Origin of the sequence: Streptomyces sp. NPDC093018 (assembly GCF_040684035.1) — a bacterium.
Classification (GTDB): Bacteria; Actinomycetota; Actinomycetes; order Streptomycetales; family Streptomycetaceae; genus Streptomyces; species Streptomyces murinus.
In genome coordinates this window covers 54,192-71,548 of the sequence record NZ_JBFBFF010000002.1, presented here as the reverse complement: position 1 = coordinate 71,548, position 17,357 = coordinate 54,192, and the positions used below count along the sequence as shown (strand labels likewise).

Annotated in this window: 16 protein-coding genes; 7 read left to right on the top strand and 9 right to left on the bottom strand. The window is 68.0% G+C overall.

The window, feature by feature from the left end:
• Positions 1-24 precede the first annotated feature (24 nt).
• Genes AB0N90_RS04165 through AB0N90_RS04145 form a run of 5 tightly spaced genes read right to left on the bottom strand, consistent with a single transcriptional unit; the run spans position 25 to position 5,582 of the window.
• Entirely contained in the window at positions 25-1,086 is a 1,062-nt protein-coding gene (locus tag AB0N90_RS04165; RefSeq protein WP_365192897.1) for a dipeptide ABC transporter ATP-binding protein, read from the bottom strand.
• Positions 1,070-2,053, bottom strand: a complete 984-nt coding sequence (locus AB0N90_RS04160; protein ID WP_365192896.1) for an ABC transporter ATP-binding protein — start codon at positions 2,051-2,053, stop codon at positions 1,070-1,072. Before AB0N90_RS04160 ends, AB0N90_RS04165 begins: the two co-directional genes overlap by 17 nt.
• A gap of 7 nt (positions 2,054-2,060) precedes the next feature.
• A complete protein-coding gene (locus AB0N90_RS04155; protein ID WP_361674954.1) occupies positions 2,061-3,041 on the bottom strand; it encodes an ABC transporter permease in 981 nt (326 codons plus the stop codon).
• Complete coding sequence (locus AB0N90_RS04150; protein WP_365192894.1) at positions 3,034-3,957, bottom strand: ABC transporter permease; 924 nt, start codon at positions 3,955-3,957, stop codon at positions 3,034-3,036. Before AB0N90_RS04150 ends, AB0N90_RS04155 begins: the two co-directional genes overlap by 8 nt.
• A 5-nt stretch (positions 3,958-3,962) precedes the next feature.
• Entirely contained in the window at positions 3,963-5,582 is a 1,620-nt protein-coding gene (locus AB0N90_RS04145) for an ABC transporter substrate-binding protein (RefSeq protein WP_365192892.1), read from the bottom strand.
• A gap of 474 nt (positions 5,583-6,056) precedes the next feature.
• On the opposite strand from AB0N90_RS04145, the gene AB0N90_RS04140 reads away from it, so the two are divergent.
• The 5 genes from AB0N90_RS04140 (at position 6,057) to AB0N90_RS04120 (ending at position 12,157) form a co-directional block, all read left to right on the top strand.
• Positions 6,057-7,085, top strand: coding sequence for an ABC transporter permease (locus AB0N90_RS04140; RefSeq protein ID WP_361674960.1), 1,029 nt, complete (start codon positions 6,057-6,059; stop codon positions 7,083-7,085).
• Between the two features lie 82 nt (positions 7,086-7,167).
• Entirely contained in the window at positions 7,168-8,925 is a 1,758-nt protein-coding gene (locus AB0N90_RS04135; protein WP_365192890.1) for an ABC transporter substrate-binding protein, read from the top strand.
• A 96-nt stretch (positions 8,926-9,021) separates the two neighbouring features.
• Positions 9,022-10,002, top strand: a complete 981-nt coding sequence (locus AB0N90_RS04130) for an ABC transporter permease (protein WP_361674964.1) — start codon at positions 9,022-9,024, stop codon at positions 10,000-10,002.
• Positions 10,003-10,050: 48 nt separating this feature from the next.
• Positions 10,051-11,088 carry an ABC transporter ATP-binding protein gene (locus tag AB0N90_RS04125; protein WP_365192888.1) on the top strand — a complete coding sequence of 346 codons (1,038 nt, stop codon included), beginning with the start codon at positions 10,051-10,053 and terminating at the stop codon, positions 11,086-11,088.
• A 25-nt stretch (positions 11,089-11,113) separates the two neighbouring features.
• Positions 11,114-12,157: a dipeptide ABC transporter ATP-binding protein gene (locus tag AB0N90_RS04120; RefSeq protein ID WP_365192887.1), complete on the top strand. Its 1,044-nt coding sequence runs from the start codon at positions 11,114-11,116 to the stop codon at positions 12,155-12,157.
• Positions 12,158-12,302: 145 nt separating this feature from the next.
• On the opposite strand, the gene AB0N90_RS04115 is transcribed toward AB0N90_RS04120, so the two are convergent.
• On the bottom strand, positions 12,303-12,686 hold the full coding sequence (locus AB0N90_RS04115; RefSeq protein ID WP_365192885.1) for a VOC family protein: 384 nt from the start codon (positions 12,684-12,686) through the stop codon (positions 12,303-12,305).
• Between the two features lie 82 nt (positions 12,687-12,768).
• Here AB0N90_RS04115 and AB0N90_RS04110 point away from each other — a divergent pair, with 82 nt between their 5' ends.
• Together AB0N90_RS04110 and AB0N90_RS04105 are read left to right on the top strand one after the other, a co-directional pair.
• A complete protein-coding gene (locus AB0N90_RS04110; protein WP_365192884.1) occupies positions 12,769-13,509 on the top strand; it encodes a class I SAM-dependent methyltransferase in 741 nt (246 codons plus the stop codon).
• A gap of 161 nt (positions 13,510-13,670) precedes the next feature.
• The gene (locus tag AB0N90_RS04105; protein WP_365192883.1) at positions 13,671-14,072 is read left to right on the top strand and encodes a hypothetical protein; all 402 of its coding nucleotides are present in this window, start codon (positions 13,671-13,673) and stop codon (positions 14,070-14,072) included.
• Between the two features lie 69 nt (positions 14,073-14,141).
• Here the strand turns inward: AB0N90_RS04105 and AB0N90_RS04100 are convergent, their stop codons facing one another.
• From AB0N90_RS04100 to AB0N90_RS04090, 3 genes are read right to left on the bottom strand one after another with little or no spacing between them, the layout of a single operon-like run.
• A complete protein-coding gene (locus AB0N90_RS04100; protein ID WP_365192881.1) occupies positions 14,142-15,299 on the bottom strand; it encodes an oligopeptide/dipeptide ABC transporter ATP-binding protein in 1,158 nt (385 codons plus the stop codon).
• A 12-nt stretch (positions 15,300-15,311) separates the two neighbouring features.
• The gene (locus tag AB0N90_RS04095; protein WP_361674978.1) at positions 15,312-16,334 is read right to left on the bottom strand and encodes an ABC transporter ATP-binding protein; all 1,023 of its coding nucleotides are present in this window, start codon (positions 16,332-16,334) and stop codon (positions 15,312-15,314) included.
• A 12-nt stretch (positions 16,335-16,346) separates the two neighbouring features.
• The gene (locus tag AB0N90_RS04090; protein WP_361674980.1) at positions 16,347-17,327 is read right to left on the bottom strand and encodes an ABC transporter permease; all 981 of its coding nucleotides are present in this window, start codon (positions 17,325-17,327) and stop codon (positions 16,347-16,349) included.
• Positions 17,328-17,357 lie beyond the last annotated feature (30 nt).

Here is a 17,357-nt window from a genome sequence, read left to right as displayed (position 1 = left end):
GTGAACGGGCCGGGGTGCACGACGTCACCCCGGCCCGTTGCCGTTCGCCTGCGTGGACTTCGGCGGCACCACCCGCTTCTCCTCCGCGAAGTGGCACGCCGAGTCATGGGCGGCCGGACCTTTTTCGAAGGAGGCCGGCACCGCGAGCCGCGGCACCTCCACCGCGCACCGCTCCCGCGCCTTCCAGCACCGGGTGCGAAAGCGGCACCCGGAGGGGATGTCCGTAGGGGAGGGCACGTCCCCGCTGAGGATGATCCGCTCGCGGTCCTCCCGCGCCCCGGGGTCCGGTACGGGTACCGCGGACAGCAGCGCCTGGGTGTAGGGGTGCGTCGGATGCTCGTAGATCTCCGCGTCCCGCCCGATCTCCACGATCCGGCCGAGGTACATGACCCCGACCCGGTCCGAGATGTGCCGCACGATCGACAGGTCGTGCGCGATGAACACGTAGGACAGCTCGAACTCCGTCTGGAGCCGGTCCAGCAGGTTGATCACCTGTGCCTGCACCGACACATCGAGCGCGGACACCGGCTCGTCGGCGACGATGACCTCCGGGCGCAGCGCGAGCCCCCGCGCGATGCCGATGCGCTGGCGCTGGCCGCCGGAGAACTGGTGCGGATAGCGGTTGACGAAGTCCGGGTCGAGCCCCACCACGTCCAGCAGTTCCCGCACCAGGCGGCGCCGGTCGCCCTTGGGGGCCGCCTCGGGGTGGATCTCGTACGGCTCCCCCACGATGTCCCCCACGGTCATCCGGGGGTTGAGGGAGGTGTAGGGGTCCTGGAAGACCATCTGGATGTTGCGGCGCACCGCCTTCAGGGCCCGCCCGGACAGCCGGGTGATGTCCTCGCCCTTGAACCGGATGGACCCGGCGGTCGGCCGCTCCAGATTGCACAGCAGCTTGGCGACCGTCGACTTGCCGCAGCCCGACTCGCCGACGATGCCCAGGGTCTCGCCCCGGCCGAGGGTGAAGTCGACGCCGTCGACCGCCCGGACCGCGCCGATCTGCTTCTTGAACAGGATGCCCCGGGTCAGCGGGTAGTGCTTGACGAGCCCGCTGACCTCCAGGACGGGTTCACCGCTCGTCGCCATCCAGGCACTCCCTCCAGAAGTGGCAGGCGCTGCCGCGGTCTTTGGACACCTCGTACAGCGGGGGCACCTCGGCGCGGCAGACGTCCCGGGCCATCGGGCAGCGCGGATGGAAGGAGCAGCCCGGGGGCACCCGCGTCAGGTTCGGCGGCAGGCCCTTGATGGCGTACAGCTCCCGTCCCTTGAGGTCCAGGCGCGGGATGGAGTCGAGCAGGCCCCGGGTGTAGGGGTGGGCGGGTGCCTTGTAGATGTCGTGCACCGGCGCCGACTCCACGATCCGCCCGGCGTACATCACGGCGATCCGGTCGGCCACGTCCGCCACCACCCCGAGGTCGTGGGTGATGAGGACGAGCCCCATGCGGTACTCGCGCTGCAACTCGGCGAGCAGATCCATCACTTGCGCCTGCACGGTGACGTCCAGGGCGGTGGTGGGCTCGTCGGCGATGACCAGGGCCGGTTCCAGGGCCAGCGCCATGGCGATCATGATCCGCTGGCGCATCCCGCCGGAGAACTGGTGGGGGTAGTCGCGCACCCGCTGGGCGGCGCCCGGGATGCGCACCCGGTCCATCAGCTCGACGGCCTCGGCCCGCGCGGCCTTGCGCGACATCCCCCGGTGCACCGTGAACAGCTCGCCGAGCTGCTCGCCCACGGAGAGCACCGGGTTGAGGGCCGACAGCGCGTCCTGGAAGATCATCGCCATCCGGGCGCCGCGCAGCTCCCGCCGTTCCTCCTCCTTCATCCGCAGCAGATCGCGGCCCTGGAAGAGGATCTCGCCGCCGGTGATCCGCCCCGGCGGCATGTCGAGGATGCCCATCACGGCCTGCGCGGTGACCGACTTGCCCGACCCGGACTCGCCGAGCACGGCCAGCGTCTCCCCCTCGTCGACGGCGTACGACACCCCGTTCACGGCTCGGGCGATCCCGTCCCGGGTCCTGAACTCGATGTGCAGATCGCGGACTTCGAGCAGCATGGCGCCGTCACCTCAGCTTGGGGTCGAGGGCGTCGCGCACCGCGTCGCCGAGCATGATGAAGGCCAGGACGGTGACGGCGAGGGCGCCGGAGGGCCACAGCAGGGCGTGCGGGGCGTTGCGGATGTAGGGGGAGGCGGCGGAGATGTCGATGCCCCAGGAGACGCTGGGCGGCTTGAGGCCCACACCCAGATAGGACAGGGTCGCCTCCAGGGAGATGTAGGTGCCGAGCGCGATGGTCGCCACCACGATCACCGGGGCGACGGCGTTCGGCGCGATGTGCCGCAGCAGGATGCGGGAGTCGGAGGCGCCCAGCGCGCGGGCCGCCTGGACGTAGTCGTGCTGGCGGGCGGTGATGACCGAGCCGCGCGCGATGCGGGAGATCTGCGGCCAGCCGAGCAGCACCATGAAGCCGATCACCGGCCAGACCGTGTTGCTGGTGACCACGGAGAGCAGCACGAGGCCGCCGAGGACGACGGGGATGGCGAAGAAGATGTCGGTGATGCGGGACAGCAGCGCGTCCCACCATCCGCCGAAATAGCCCGCCAGACCGCCCAGGACGGACCCGAGGACCGCGACCCCCAGGGTGGCCAGGACGCCGACCGTGACGGACGTACGGGCCCCGTAGACGGTGCGTGTGTAGACGTTGCAGCCCTGCCCGTCGTACCCGAAGGGCGCGCCGGGCCCCGGGCCGTCCTGGGACTTGGCCAGGTCGCAGCTGAGCGGGCTGCCGGAGGCGATCGCCGAGGGCCACAGGGAGATGAACACCAGGAAGAGGATGACCAGGGCGGACAGCAGGAAGACGGGATTGCGGCACAGGTCCCGCCAGGCGTCCGACCACAGCGAGCGCGGCCGGCCCGCGGGTCCGCCGCCCGGCGGCGCGCCGGGCCCCTTCTCCAGGGTGGTGGCCTCGCTCGCGCCGAGGTCCATGGCGCCGCCCATGCCGGTCCCGGCGATGACCCCCTCGGGCTCGTAGGGCTGTTCAGGCATAGCGGATCCTCGGGTCGAGTACGGCGTACAGGAGGTCGACGAGGAGGTTGGCGAACAGGAAGACCAGCACCAGTACGGTCACGAAGCCGACGACCGTCTGGGTGTTCTGGCGCAGAATGCCCTGGTAGAGCTGGTAGCCGACGCCGTGGATGTTGAAGATCCGCTCGGTGACGATCGCACCGCCCATCAGCGCCCCGATGTCGGTGCCGATGAAGGTGACCACCGGGATCAGCGAGTTGCGCAGCAGATGCCGGGTGACGACGCGGTGCCAGGGCAGGCCCTTGGCGGTCGCGGTGCGCACATAATCGGCGCGCTTGTTCTCCGCGATGGTGGTGCGGGTCAGCCGGGTGACGTAGGCGAGGGAGACGGAGGCGAGGACGAGTCCGGGCACGATCAGCTCGCCGAAGGAGGCGGCAGGCGACACGGACGGCTTGATCCAGCCCCAGGCGACACCGAGCAGCAGTTGCAGCAGCAGGCCGGTGACGAAGGTGGGCACGGAGATGACGACCAGGGTGGCCAGCAGCACACCGGTGTCGACGGGGTGGCCGCGCCGCAGGCCGGTGACGACGCCGAGCGCGATGCCGATGACGATCTCGAAGGCGATGGCCACGATCGTGAGCCGGATGGTGACCGGGAACGCCGCCGCCATCAGCTCGGTGACGGGCTGCCCGTTGAAGGCCGTACCGAAGTTGCCGGTGAAAACGTTCCCCATATAGGTGACGTACTGGCGCCACAGCGGCTGGTCGAGGCCGAACTCGCGTTTCAGCTGGGCGGCGGTCGCCGGGTCGCAGGCGCGCTCGCCGCACAGCCCGGCGATCGGATCGCCCATCACGTTCACCATGAGGAAGATCAGCAGGGTGGCCCCGATGAAGACGGGGATCATCTGGAGCAGTCGCCTCGCGACATAGCGGCCCATGCGGCTCAGCCGACCTTGATCTCGTTGTAGACCGGGACGCTGAACGGATTGAGCGTCACATGGGAGAGCCGGGCGGTGTAACCGGCGCTGCCGTTCTGGTACCAGAGCGGGATGGCCGCCATGTTGTCGCGGACGACTTTCTCGGCCTCCTGGAACAGCCGTACGGAGGCCGCCCGGTCGGTCTCGGCGTTGGCCCGGTCCACGAGCCGGTCGAACTGCGGGTTGGACCACTTTCCGTCGTTGGAGGAGGCGTCCGTGTAGTACAGCGGCTGGAGGAAGTTCTGGATCAGCGGGTAGTCCATCTGCCAGCCGGCCCGGAAGGGTCCGCTCATCCGGTGCTGCCCGATCTGGTTGCGGAAGTCGGCGAAGGTGCCGACCGGGTTGCCGACGCACGCCTTGTCGTTGCCGAGGGCGTTGTTGATGGAGTTGCACACGGCGTCCACCCACTGCTTGTGCGAGCCGGTGTCCGCGTTGTACGTGATCTTCAGCTGCCCGCCGGGGATGCCGCCGCCCTCCTGTACGAGCTTGCGGGCGCCCGCCGGGTCGTAGTCACAGGCGTGTCCGCACAGCCCGTCCTGGAAGCCGCCGGCCGTGCCGAGCACCGGGGAGGTCCAGTCGGTGGCTGGGGTGCGGGTGCGGCGGAAGATGGTCTCGGTGATCTGCGCCCGGTTGATCGCCATGGACAGCCCGGTGCGGACCTTGCGCGCCCCCGCGGTGTTCCACTTCGGGTCGTAGTAGGGGAAGGCCAGGGTCTGCAGGATGCCGGCCGGGGTGTTGATGTACCGGCCGTCCAGATCGGTGCGGACGTTCTTGAGCTGGGTGGCGGGCACGTCGTCGACGAGGTCCAGGTTGCCGGCCAGCACATCGGTGTACGCGGTGTTGCTGTCGGTGTAGACGAGCAGGGTCACGCCCTCGTTGCGTGCCGGGTCGGGGCCCGGGTACCCGTTCCACTTCTTCAGGGTCATCGCGGAGCCCTTGGTGTACGAGGCGATCCGGTACGGCCCGTTCCCGATCGGCTTGCGCAGCCAGCCTGCGTGGTCGGTGAAGAAGGCGCGCGGCAGGGGCGCGTAGGCGGCGTACCCGAGGGTGTCGGGGAAGCCGGCGAACTTCTGGTTCAGACGGACGGTGAAGGTCCGCGGCCCGGTCACCCGGAGCCCGGACAGGATGTCGGCGCTCTGCCGCCCGCTGTCGGGGTGGACCTTGTCGTAGCCGTCGATGTAGCCGAAGAAGTACGCGTTCTTCTGGTTGTTCCGCAGGCTCGCGCCGTAGTTCCAGGCGTCCACGAAGGACCGGGCGGTGACCGGCTCCCCGTTGCTGAACCGCCAGCCGTCCTTGACGGTGACGGTGAAGGTGCGCGAGTCGGGGGTGCTGATGCGCTCGGCGAGCATGTTCACGGCCCGGCCGGTGCGGGGGTCGTACTTCTTCAGGCCCCGGAAGACCATGTCCAGCACCTTGCCGCCCTGGACCTCGTTGGTGTTGGCCGGCTCCAGCGGGTTCTGCGGATCGCCCCAGGACGAGGTGAGCACTCCGGCCCCGCCGAAGCCTCCGCCACCACTGCATCCAGCCATCATCAGCGCGGCTGCGCTAGCACAGACGGCCCGCCGGACGCGCGTGGGTCCCCGCATGGGCGCCTCCTCATGGTGATCACCGGATTTATTACCCGGTCCATATCGGCTCATACGACACATACCGCATGCGCATTACCGGATTGAGGGATCTTTAGAGGGACACGTCGGCCGAATGCAGGCACCCCGCCCCGGACGCCCGTTGATCTTGTGCGGCGCACGCAACGGATCTCCGCGTAACGTTGCCGAAACGTTGGATTCGGATCAGCCGATGTACGTATTTCGACACTCGACCGTCCGCATATCGAACTTCTTGCCCGATTGGTCCAATTGGTCCGATGTGAAGCACGGATTGATTACAGCGCGCTACCCGCGTAGCTACAGTTTCCCCAAGTAGAGGCAAAGAAGGTAAAGACAAGCCCAAGTCGGCCGAGAATTTATTGACCTTGAATGAATTGCGTTGAAAAAGTCCGGCGTAGCCCGTAGGGGAGTGCCCTGCGGAGTCATCAGACCCTCCCTTGGGCCAGGAGCACCATGACCTCCCCAACTCCATCCGCGGCCACCCCGCTTGAGGTGACCGACGAGACCGTCGCGAAGTCGACCACTTCGACCGGTCCGAAGGGCAGTGAGAGCCGTTCCCCGGGCCGGCTCGCCTGGAAGCGCTTCAAGCGCGACAAGACGGGCGTCATATCCGCCTATGTCGTGATCTTCTTCTTCGTGATCGGGATCGCGGCACCCTTGATCGCGAAGCTGTACGGGAAGAACCCGTACACCACGTACACCACCCAGCATCCCGAGCTGCTCAACGCGTTCTCGTACCCTGCCGGGCCGAACGGCGGCATGAGCTCGGACTTCTGGTTCGGCATCGAGCCCCAGCTCGGCCGGGACGTCTTCACGTTCCTGCTGTACGCCATCCGCAACTCACTGGGGATCGCCACCGCCGCCACCCTGCTCACGACGCTCCTGGGCGTCGTCATCGGCGTCACGGCGGGCTATCTGGGCGGCAAGACGGACTACCTCGTCGGCCGGATCATCGACATCCTGCTGTCCTTCCCGTCCACCCTCTTCTTCATCGCCTTCATGCCTGTCGTCTTCGGCTTCTTCGTGGCCCCCGACGACAACATCCCGACCTCGCTGCGCGCCACCGCGCTGATCCTGGTCCTGTCCGCCTTCGGCTGGGCGTCCATCGCCCGACTGCTGCGCGGCCAGGTACTCGGACTTCGCGAGCGTGAGTTCGTCGAGGCCGCGAAGGTCACGGGCGCGTCTCCGATGCGCATCGTCTTCAAGGAGCTGCTGCCCAACCTCTGGACGCCGATCATCATCCAGTCCACTCTGCTCCTCCCGGCGTACGTAACCGCCGAGGCAGGTCTCGCCTTCCTTGGTGTCGGCATGATCGACCCGACCCCCGACTGGGGCGTCATGATCGGCCGTGGCGCGCAGTTCTACACCGAAGACCTCACCTTCATGCTCTTCCCCGGCATCTCCATGGTGATCTTCGTTCTCGCGTTCAACCTGCTGGGCGACTCCGTACGTGACGCACTGGACCCCAAGTCCAAGCGGTAGAAAGCAAGCTCCATCCGGCCCGGTTCGATGACGTCCGGCTGGTTCCGACCGTCCGAATTGACCTTCAATAGGCAGGCTCAGCATGTCTTTTTCTCGTAGAAACTTCCTGATCGCCACCGGTGTGGCCGCGGCCTCCACGACGGTGCTGAGCGCGTGCAGCAGCGGCGACAAGGGCTCGAACGACAACAGCGTCCCGTCGGTGAGCAAGGCCAAGACCATGAACATCCCGGTCGGCACCAAGGCCGACTCGACGGGTCCGGCTCCCGAGGTCCCGGGTGCGGTCAAGGGCGGGACGATCTACTCGCTCGACCAGTTCGACATGGACCACATGGACCCGGCCCAGATCTACGTCTCGACCGAGCAGGCCATCACCCGCCCGATCCTGCGTGGTCTGACCGGCTACAAGGTGGACGACAAGGGCGGCGCCACGCTCGTCGGTGACGTCGCCACGGACGCCGGCACCATGAAGAACGGCGGCAAGACCTGGACGTTCACCATCAAGGACGGCATCAAGTGGGAGGACGGCTCCGACCTCTCCATGGACGACGTCCGCCACACGGTGGAGCGCCTCTTCGCGTCCTTCGTGACCGAAGGCCCGCGCTACGTCCAGCAGTGGATGGTCGGCGGCGACAAGTACAAGGGCCCCTACGACGGCAAGCACCTCGACTCGCTCGAGATCTCCGGCAACACGGTCACCTTCAACCTGACCGAGCCGCGCACCGACTTCAACTACACGCTCGCCATGGCGGGCTACAGCATGGTCAACAAGAAGAAGGACACCAAGGAGAAGTACGACAAGCGGCCCTTCGCCCTTGGCCCGTACAAGATCAGTGACCGCCAGATCGGCAAGTCCCTCACCTACGTGCGCAACGACCACTGGGACCCGAAGACGGACTCGATCCGCAACGCCTACCCGGACAAGTTCATCTTCCAGTTCGGCTTCCAGCCGGTCGCGTCCACCGACCGCTACATCGCGGACCGCGGCAACGACCAGTACGCGATGTCGATCTTCAACGAGGTCGCCGCCGAGCGCGTCGCGCAGGTTCTCACCAACGCCAAGCTGAAGCAGCGCGTCCTCACCCAGGTCGACACGGTCACCTACTACTGGCCGATCAACACGACCCGGATCAAGGACGTCAAGGTCCGCCAGGCCATCAACTACGCCTGGCCGCTGCAGCAGCTGCAGACCATCCGCGGTGGCGCGGCCTCCAGCGAGATGGCGACCACCATCCTCAGCCCGGTCACGCCCGGCTACGAGAAGTTCGACCTGTACGGCAAGATCCAGAAGCCGGGCGGCGACCCCGACAAGGCCAAGGCCCTGCTGAAGGAAGCCGGCAAGGTCGGTCAGAAGCTGGTCATCGCCTACCAGCAGTCGGACAACGCGGTGAAGCAGGCCGTGGCGATCAAGCGCGCTCTGGAGGCCGCCGGCTTCCAGGTCGTCAACCAGCAGGTCGACAAGACGACCTTCTACACGCAGATCGGCAAGATCGACAACAGCTACGACCTGTTCGCGGCCGGCTGGAGCCCGGACTGGCCGAACGGCTACTCCGTGTTCTTCCCCTGCTGGGACGGCAAGAACATCGGTGACGGCCGCAGCAACTACGCGCAGCTGAACGACCCGGGCGTCAACAAGGCGATCGACGCCGCTGCGAAGATCGCGGACGTCGCGCAGGCCAACAAGGCCTGGGGCGAGGTCGACCGCCAGATCATGGAGCTCGCGCCGGTCGTCCCGGACTACCACTCCATCCGCAACTGGATGCACGGCTCCAAGGTCGGCAACGTCGTCTACGACGCCGGTAACACCTGCGTCGCGCTCTGCAAGCTGTACGCCAAGAAGTAGACGCGCTCAACCCCACGGGGGCGGCCATGACCTGGCCGCCCCTCCGGCCACCCCCTCACCCCCGGCGACGGCGCCCCGTCCGGAAAGTCACGCCCCATGCTCCGCTTCCTTGTTCGCCGAACCTTCGGCGCGCTGGTCATCCTGCTGATTATCAGCGCCGTCACCTTCTGGCTCTTCTACGCCATCCCGCGTGACCCCGCCATGATGTCGTGCGGCAAGAACTGCACGCCCGACATGCTCAAGCAGGTCCGGCACAACCTGGGCATCGACCATCCGATCCCGGTCCAGTACTGGTACTGGCTGAAGGGCATCTTCGTCGGCCGCAGCTACGGCGACTTCGGTGACTGCTCCGCCCCGTGCCTCGGCTACTCGTTCGCCAACCGCGAGCCGGTCCTCGGCACGATCATGGACCGTCTGCCGACGACCCTCTCTCTGGCCTTCGGCTCCGCCGTGGTCTTCCTCATCTTCGGTGTCGGCGCGGGCATGATCGCCGCTGTCAAGCAGGGCAAGTGGCAGGACAAGGTGGCCAGCTCGGCCTCCCTGGTCGCCTCTTCGATGCAGATCTACTTCGTGGGCTACATCGCGATGTACTTCCTCGTCGCGAAGCTCGGCGTCCTCGACAACCCGTCGTACACGCCGCTCACCGACAACCCGGCCGAGTGGGCCTCCGGCCTGCTGCTGCCGTGGCTGGTACTGGCGCTGATCTGGACCGCCAACTACACGCGTATGACCCGCTCCCAGATGGTCGAGACGCTGACCGAGGACTACGTGCGCACGGCCCGCGCCAAGGGCCTGTCCCGCCGCACGGTCTTCTTCCGGTTCGCCTGGCGCGGCGCGATGGGTCCGATCGTCACCATCTTCGGCATCGACCTCGCCACCCTCATCGGCGGCGCGATCATCACCGAGACGGTCTTCAGCCTCCAGGGCGTGGGCCAGCTCGCGCTGAAGTCCGTGGAGCAGAGCGACCTGCCCATGGTGCTCGGTGTCACCCTGCTGTCCGCCGGCGCGATCGTGGTCTTCAACATCATCGTGGACGCCGTCTACGCCTCCATCGACCCGCGGATCCGGCTCGCCTGACCTCCGCCCCATTCCCGACCCCTCGCATCACCCCCCAGGAGCGTCCCCGTGACGAGCACCGATCAGCAGCCGTTCCTCTCGATCAAGGACCTAAAGGTCCACTTCTCGACCGAGGACGGCGTCGTCAAGGCCGTCGACGGTCTCAGCTTCGACCTGGCCAAGGGTCAGACGCTCGGCATCGTGGGCGAGTCGGGCTCCGGCAAGTCGGTCACCAACCTGACCATCCTCGGCCTGCACGACCCGGCCCGTACGTCGATCGAGGGCGAGATCCTCCTCGACGGCCAGGAGCTGCTCACCGCCTCCGAGCGTGAGATGGAGCGGCTGCGCGGCAACAAGATGTCCATGATCTTCCAGGACGCGCTGGCCTCGCTGTCGCCGTACCACACGGTCGGCATCCAGATCGCCGAGACCTACCGCAAGCACACGGGCTGCAGCAAGTCCGAGGCCCGCAAGCGCGCCATCGAGATGCTGCGCCGGGTCGGAATCCCGCAGCCGGACATGCGGGTGGACGACTACCCGCACCAGTTCTCCGGCGGTATGCGCCAGCGCGCGATGATCGCCATGGCGCTTGTCTGCGACCCCGAGCTGCTGATCGCCGACGAGCCGACCACGGCCCTCGACGTGACCGTGCAGGCGCAGATCATGGACCTGCTCAAGGACCTCCAGCAGGAGTTCGGCACCGCGATCATCTTCATCACCCACGACCTGGGTGTGATCGCCGACATCGCCGACGACGTGCTGGTGATGTACGGCGGCCGGTGCGTGGAGCGCGGCACCAAGAAGGAGGTCCTGCGGGACCCGCAGCACCCCTACACGCTGGGCCTGCTGAACTCGATGCCGAGCCTGAACGGCCCGGTCGACGTGCCGCTGACGCCGATCCCGGGTGCGCCGCCGTCGCTGCTCAACCCGCCGTCCGGCTGCCGCTTCCACCCGCGCTGCGCCTTCACCGAGAAGGTCTCGGGCGGCAAGTGCTCAAGCGAGCGCCCTCTGCTGGAGATCGTGGAGGGCCGGGGTTCGGCCTGCCACCTCACCGCCGAGCAGAAGCAGGAACTCTTCGCCGACTTCGCCGCGACCCGGCAACACTGACGGACGCAGACGGGACTTCACGATCATGAGCAACACGAACCCCCTCCTGGACGTCTCCGGGCTGACGAAGCACTTCCCCATCAAGGGCGGCTTCCCGATCCGGCGGACCGTCGGCGCGGTGCAGGCCGTGGACGGGCTGGACTTCCAGGTCTCCGCGGGCGAGAGCCTGGGCCTCGTCGGCGAGTCGGGCTGCGGCAAGTCGACCACGGGCCGGCTGATCACCCGGCTCATGGAGCCGACCGCGGGCACGATCAAGTACCAGGGCCAGGACATCACGCACGCGGGCCGCAAGCGGCTGGCGCCGATCCGGTCCGAGATCCAGATGATCTTCCAGGACCCGTACGCCTCGCTGAACCCGCGGCAGACGGTCGGCAAGATCATCGCGGGTCCGATGGAGATCAACGGCATCAACCCGCCGGGCGGGCGCGAGAACCGCGTGCGCGAGCTGCTGGAGATCGTCGGTCTGAACCCCGAGCACTTCAACCGCTTCCCGCACGAGTTCTCCGGCGGTCAGCGCCAGCGCATCGGTGTCGCCCGCGCGCTGGCCCTGGAGCCGAAGCTGATCGTGGCGGACGAGCCGGTCTCCGCGCTGGACGTCTCGATCCAGGCGCAGGTCGTCAACCTGCTGCAGAAGGTGCAGCAGGAGCTGGGCATCGCGTTCGTCTTCATCGCCCACGACCTCGCGATCGTGCGGCACTTCTCGCAGCGCGTCGCGGTGATGTACCTCGGCAAGATCATGGAGATCGCCGACCGCGAGGACCTGTACGACAACCCGCGTCACCCCTACACCCGGGCGCTGCTGTCCGCGGTGCCGGAGGCGACGGTGGACGAGGAGCCGCGCGAGCGCATCCGCCTGGTCGGCGACGTGCCCTCGCCGATCAACCCGCCGTCCGGCTGCCGCTTCCGCACCCGCTGCTGGAAGGCGACGGAGAAGTGCGCGACGGAGGCTCCGCCGCTGGTCCAGGTCGAGGGCAACAAGCCCGGCCACCTCACGGCGTGCCACTACCCCGAGACGCAGGAGACCGTCCCGGCTCCGCGCCTCTCCAAGGACCCCGGGGCGGCGGTCTGACACACCCCTTTTCCGTCGGCCGCCCCCTCGCCGGAACGGACTTCACCGGCCCATTGACCCGAGCCACCTGAACGTCCGCTCCACGGGAAATGAAGGCCCGCGTCTCCCCAGACGCGGGCCTTCGCCGTACCCGGGACACCGGGCCTCAGCCGGCGACGACCTCCGCCTCGAACCCGTCCGCGTCCTCCAGATAGACGGCGTAGTGCCCGGGGCCACCGGCGTAGGGATACCGCTCGGGGAACAGCGGCCGCCAGCCGTGCGCGGCCGCCTCCTCGGCGAGGGCGTCGACGGCTTCCCTCCCCCGGGCCCGGAACGCCAGATGATTGAGCCCCGGCCGCATCCGGTCATGCCCGGCACCGGTCCGCAGCGCGGGCGACCGCTCGACCACGACATAGGTCTCCCCCAGCCGCCAGCTCCGCCCCGCGGGCCATTCCTGGTACGGCTCCCACCCGAGGGAGCCAAGCAGCCACCCCCAGGAGGCGACCGCCCGGTCCAGGTCCGGCACCCACAGCTCGATGTGATGCAGCACGCCCCAACTCCCCTTCCCCGCACGCCACATCGGCACCGGTCGCCGACGTGTGCTGTTCAGGAACGTATGGCACACTGCCGCGGTGGTGGATCATTCGTTCGCTGATCTCTCGCTCGCCGCGTTGTACGACAGCCTCAACCCCTGGGGCCCGGGCGACGATTTCTATCTGGGGCTGGTGCGGCGGGCGGGTGCTGTGCTCGATGTCGGGTGCGGGACCGGGCAGTTGCTGCGCAGGGCCCGGGCCGAGGGGCATCGGGGGCAGCTGATGGGACTGGATCCGGCCGCCGCCATGCTCGTACAGGCCCGCGCGGCCCGGCCGGACGTCGAATGGGTGCTCGGGGACACCCGGGTGCGCCGCTGGGAGGCGGAGTTCGACCTCGTCGTGATGACCGGGCACGCCTTCCAGGCGCTGGTCGGGGACGAGGAGATCCGGGGCTGTCTGCGGGCCGTGCGCGCGGCCCTGCGCCCCGGTGGGCGGTTCGTGTTCGAGACCCGCAATCCCGCCGCCCGCCCATGGGAACGGTGGACCCCCGACCGGGTGCGCGAGGTGACCACCGCCGACGGGACCGCGGTACGGATACGGCACGAGGTCCGCGACGGCGGCCCCCGTCAGGGCCGGGTGCGCTTCACGGAGACCTACGACAGCGACCGCTGGCCCGCCCCCCGCGTCAGCCACACGGTCCTGCGTTTCCTGGACACCGAGGGGCTCGACCGCTGTCTCACGACGGCGGGCCTGACGATTCTGGAACGATACGGCGACTGGAACCGCGACCCGCTGACCCCCACCACCCCCGAAATCATCACCGTCGCGGCACCCGCCTGACCTCTAGGCGAGGCGAACGGGCCCAGGGCCGGCGGCCTGCTCCGCCGAATGCCGACGCCGAGTGCGAGCCAAAAATCGTTTGCCCGCCCCCTCGGCCCGATCTAGCATCCGATCTTGCTCTGGTACGCCCAAGTAGCTTGTGACGAAAGGACGTTCACCGAATGCAGTCCCTGATCACCCCGCGCCACCGCGCTGTTCGCCTGGCGGCGACCGGCGCCGCCCTCATGACCGTGCTCGCCGGCGTCTCGGTCGCCACCGCGACCACTGCCGGCGCTGCGTCGTGCAGTGACTGGAGCCCGTCGGCCAACGGCGAGGGCGAGGGCATTCTGACCAAGTCGGTCAACAACAAGAAGGGCCCCGGCGAGGACTGCACCAGCTCCGGCTCGCTCTCCACGGGAACCATAGTCTGGCTGCGCTGCTACGCGGTCAACCAGTACGGCAACACATGGTGGTACTTCCGCACCGACGCCACGAGCACGTACGGCTGGACCTCCGAGAACAACATGAAGGTCTACATGTACGACGACAACGGCGACGGCACGTGGGAGCCGACCAGGTGTTGATTCCGCCCGGCCTCGGGTGAGTTCACGGCGGTGAGCGTCCGCACACGGGCGCCCACCGCCGTTCGCGTGTCAGCCCTCCGGCTGTCCCTCCGTCGTATCCGTCCCCCCGTCGGTCGCCGCCTCCTCCAGCGCCGCCAGCGCCGGGTCCAGCACGATGTCCTCCCCCCGTCCCTCGGTCGTCGGCTCCTCCGGGAAGTGGCACGCCGTCAGATGCCCCTCGTGGTTGCCGGAGATCCGCACCAGCGGCGGTACCTCCGTCGCGCACTTGTCCTGCGCCTTCCAGCAGCGGGTGCGGAAGCGGCAGCCGGACGGCGGGGAGATGGGCGAGGGCACGTCACCGGCGAGACGGATGCGCTCGCGCCCGCCGGTGTCCTCGTCCGTGAGGTTGACCTCCGGGACCGCGGACAGCAGGGCGTGGGTGTAGGGGTGGCGGGGCCGGGTGTAGATGGAGTCGCGGTCGCCCACCTCGATGATCTTGCCGAGGTACATCACCGCGACCCGCTGCGAGAAGTGCCGTACCACCGCGAGGTCATGGGCGATGAAGAGGAACGCGATGCCCAGGTCGTTCTGCACCTGCTGGAGCAGATTGACGACCTGCGCCTGGATGGAGACGTCCAGCGCGGAGACCGGTTCGTCGGCCACGATCAGCTTCGGCTCCAGGGCCAGCGCCCGTGCCACGCCGATGCGTTGACGCTGGCCGCCGGAGAACTCGTGCGGGAAGCGGTTGTAGTGCTCGGGGTTGAGCCCGACGATCTCCAGGAGTTCGCGCACCCGCTTCTCGCGGCCGCCCGGCGGGTTGACGCCGTTGATCTCCATCGGCCCGGAGATGATGGTGCCGACCGTCTGCCGCGGATTCAGCGACGAGTACGGGTCCTGGAAGATCATCTGGATCTCGGAGCGGATCGGCGCCAGCTGCCCCCGCGAGGCGTGGCTGATGTCCCGGCCGCGATAGGTGATGGTGCCGGCGGTCGGCTCCATGAGCCGGGTGATCAGCCGGCCCGTGGTGGACTTGCCGCAGCCCGACTCGCCGACGAGCCCGAAGCTCTCGCCGGTGTGCACGGTCAGGTCGATGCCGTCCACCGCCTGCACCTGCCCGATGGTGCGGCGGATCGGGAAGCCGCCCTTGACCGGGAAGTGCTTGGTCAGTCCCGTGACCTCCAGCAGCCGCTCCCCGTCCGTACCGGGGCCCTGCGCGCGCTGGGCCGGGAGGACCAGGTCCTCTTTCATGACAGTGTCCTCCTAGCCCAGGCGGGGCTTGATCTCCTCGATGAAGATGGTGCGCTTCTGGTCCGCGGTCAGATGGCAGGCGGACGCCCGGTCGGTGGCGAGCGGTGGGCGTTCGTCCGTGCAGCGGCCCGCTCCCGCCACCCGGTCCTGGAAGGTGCAGCGTGGATGGAAACGGCAGCCGGACGGTGGGTCGAGCAGGGAGGGCGGAGTGCCCGGGATCGGGGAAAGCCGCGCGCCGGTGTCGGAGTCCAGGCGCGGCATGGAGTTCAGCAGGCCCCAGGTGTACGGGTGTTGGGGCGAGCGCAGCACCTGTTCGGTGGTGCCCCGCTCGACCGCGCTGCCCGCGTACATCACCATGATGTCGTCGGCCATGTCGGCGATCACCCCCAAGTCGTGGGTGATGAAGATGATGCCCGATCCGAACTCCTGTTGCAGGTCCTTCAACAGGTCGAGAATCTGCGCCTGTACGGTCACATCGAGCGCGGTGGTCGGTTCGTCCGCGATGAGCAGGTCGGGATCGCAGATCAGGGCCATGGCGATCATGGCGCGCTGGCGCATGCCGCCGGAGAACTGGTGCGGATAGTCCTTGGCCCGCTGGCGGGGGTTGGGGATGCCGACCTTGCCGAGCATCTCGACGGTGCGTTCCCAGGCGTCCTTCTTGGAGGCGCCGTTGTGCTTCATGTACGGCTCGGCGATCTGCCGGCCGACGGTGTAGTAGGGGGAGAGCGCGGTGAGCGGGTCCTGGAAGATCATGGCGACCTTGTTGCCGCGCAGCTTCTCCAGTTCCGGCTCGCGGGCGGTGGTGAGTTCCTGCCCGTCCAGCAGGATCTCGCCCTCGACGGTGGTGAACATCGGGTTGTGCAGGCCGAGGACGGTCAGGTTCGTCACCGACTTGCCCGATCCTGACTCGCCGACGATGCCGAGCGTCCTGCCCCGCTCCACGTCGAAGGAGAGCCGGTCCACGGCCCGTACGACGCCGTCCTCGGTCTTGAAGCTGACGTGCAGGTCCCGCACGGACAGGAGAGGGGTGCTCATGGGTGTCTCTCCTTAGGACAGCCGCACGCGCGGGTCGATGAAGGCGTACGTGGCGTCGACGACGATGTTGAAGACCAGGATCATGGTGGCGGCGAACAGCATCACCCCGAGCAGCAGCGGCAGGTCGCTGAAGAACACGGACTGGACGGCGAGTTGGCCGAGTCCCGGCAGTCCGAAGGTGTACTCGGTGATGATGGCGCCGCCGAGCAGCGAGCCGAGGTCGATGCCGAAGATGGTGACGATCGGGATCAGCGAGCCGCGCCAGGCGTAGCGGAAGAAGACATAGCGCCGGGACATGCCCTTGGCGCGGGCGGTGCGGACGTGTTCCTCCTGGAGCTGTTCGATCATCGCGGAGCGCGCCATACGGGTGTACTGCGCGGCGAAGATCGTGGACAGCACCACCCAGGGGATGATCAGCCCGGTGAACCAGCTCAGCGGGTCGCCGGTGAAGTCGTTGTAGGCGGGTTTGTCGAACCAGTGGGTCTGGTAGACGAGGATCGCGAGGGCGAGCGGGCCGAGGAAGTAGATCTGGAGCGCGCTGATCACCATGGCACCGCCGGTGGCCGTCTTGTCGATCAGCGTGCCGCGCCGCCAGGCCGCGAGCAGTCCGGTGCCGAGGCCGACGACCAGGAAGCAGACGGCCGCGCCCAGGGTGAGCGAGACGGTGGTGGGCAGCCGGTCCATCAGGGTCGACCAGACCGGGTCGTTGGTGTGGTACGAGTATCCGAAACAGGGTGCGGGGCACGGCCCTTGGGCGAACTGGTTGCTGCCCATGACGAGGTTGTGCAGGAAGATCCAGTACTGCTCGGTGAGGGGCTTGTCCAGGCCGAGCACATGGTGGATGTTCGCGATGCTGTCCGGGTTGCAGGTCTTGCCGCACATCAGCAGCGCCGGGTCCCGGGGCACCCCGAAGAACAGCACGAACGTGACGATGCTCAGCAGAAACAGAATGACGACGGCACCGATGATCCGGCGGACGAGGAAGCGCAGCATGAGGGGGCAGCTCTCAGACGTCGGCGGTCC

What these genes read in the sequence shown, in the direction of transcription:
- AB0N90_RS04165 (WP_365192897.1), bottom strand. Translation starts at nt 1,086, where the DNA reads ATGGCGACGAGCGGTGAACCCGTCCTGGAGGTCAGCGGGCTCGTCAAG.
- AB0N90_RS04160 (WP_365192896.1), bottom strand. Translation starts at nt 2,053, where the DNA reads ATGCTGCTCGAAGTCCGCGATCTGCACATCGAGTTCAGGACCCGGGAC.
- AB0N90_RS04155 (WP_361674954.1), bottom strand. Translation starts at nt 3,041, where the DNA reads ATGCCTGAACAGCCCTACGAGCCCGAGGGGGTCATCGCCGGGACCGGC.
- AB0N90_RS04150 (WP_365192894.1), bottom strand. Translation starts at nt 3,957, where the DNA reads ATGGGCCGCTATGTCGCGAGGCGACTGCTCCAGATGATCCCCGTCTTC.
- AB0N90_RS04145 (WP_365192892.1), bottom strand. Translation starts at nt 5,582, where the DNA reads ATGCGGGGACCCACGCGCGTCCGGCGGGCCGTCTGTGCTAGCGCAGCC.
- AB0N90_RS04140 (WP_361674960.1), top strand. Translation starts at nt 6,057, where the DNA reads ATGACCTCCCCAACTCCATCCGCGGCCACCCCGCTTGAGGTGACCGAC.
- AB0N90_RS04135 (WP_365192890.1), top strand. Translation starts at nt 7,168, where the DNA reads ATGTCTTTTTCTCGTAGAAACTTCCTGATCGCCACCGGTGTGGCCGCG.
- AB0N90_RS04130 (WP_361674964.1), top strand. Translation starts at nt 9,022, where the DNA reads ATGCTCCGCTTCCTTGTTCGCCGAACCTTCGGCGCGCTGGTCATCCTG.
- AB0N90_RS04120 (WP_365192887.1), top strand. Translation starts at nt 11,114, where the DNA reads ATGAGCAACACGAACCCCCTCCTGGACGTCTCCGGGCTGACGAAGCAC.
- AB0N90_RS04105 (WP_365192883.1), top strand. Translation starts at nt 13,671, where the DNA reads ATGCAGTCCCTGATCACCCCGCGCCACCGCGCTGTTCGCCTGGCGGCG.
- AB0N90_RS04100 (WP_365192881.1), bottom strand. Translation starts at nt 15,299, where the DNA reads ATGAAAGAGGACCTGGTCCTCCCGGCCCAGCGCGCGCAGGGCCCCGGT.
- AB0N90_RS04095 (WP_361674978.1), bottom strand. Translation starts at nt 16,334, where the DNA reads ATGAGCACCCCTCTCCTGTCCGTGCGGGACCTGCACGTCAGCTTCAAG.
- AB0N90_RS04090 (WP_361674980.1), bottom strand. Translation starts at nt 17,327, where the DNA reads ATGCTGCGCTTCCTCGTCCGCCGGATCATCGGTGCCGTCGTCATTCTG.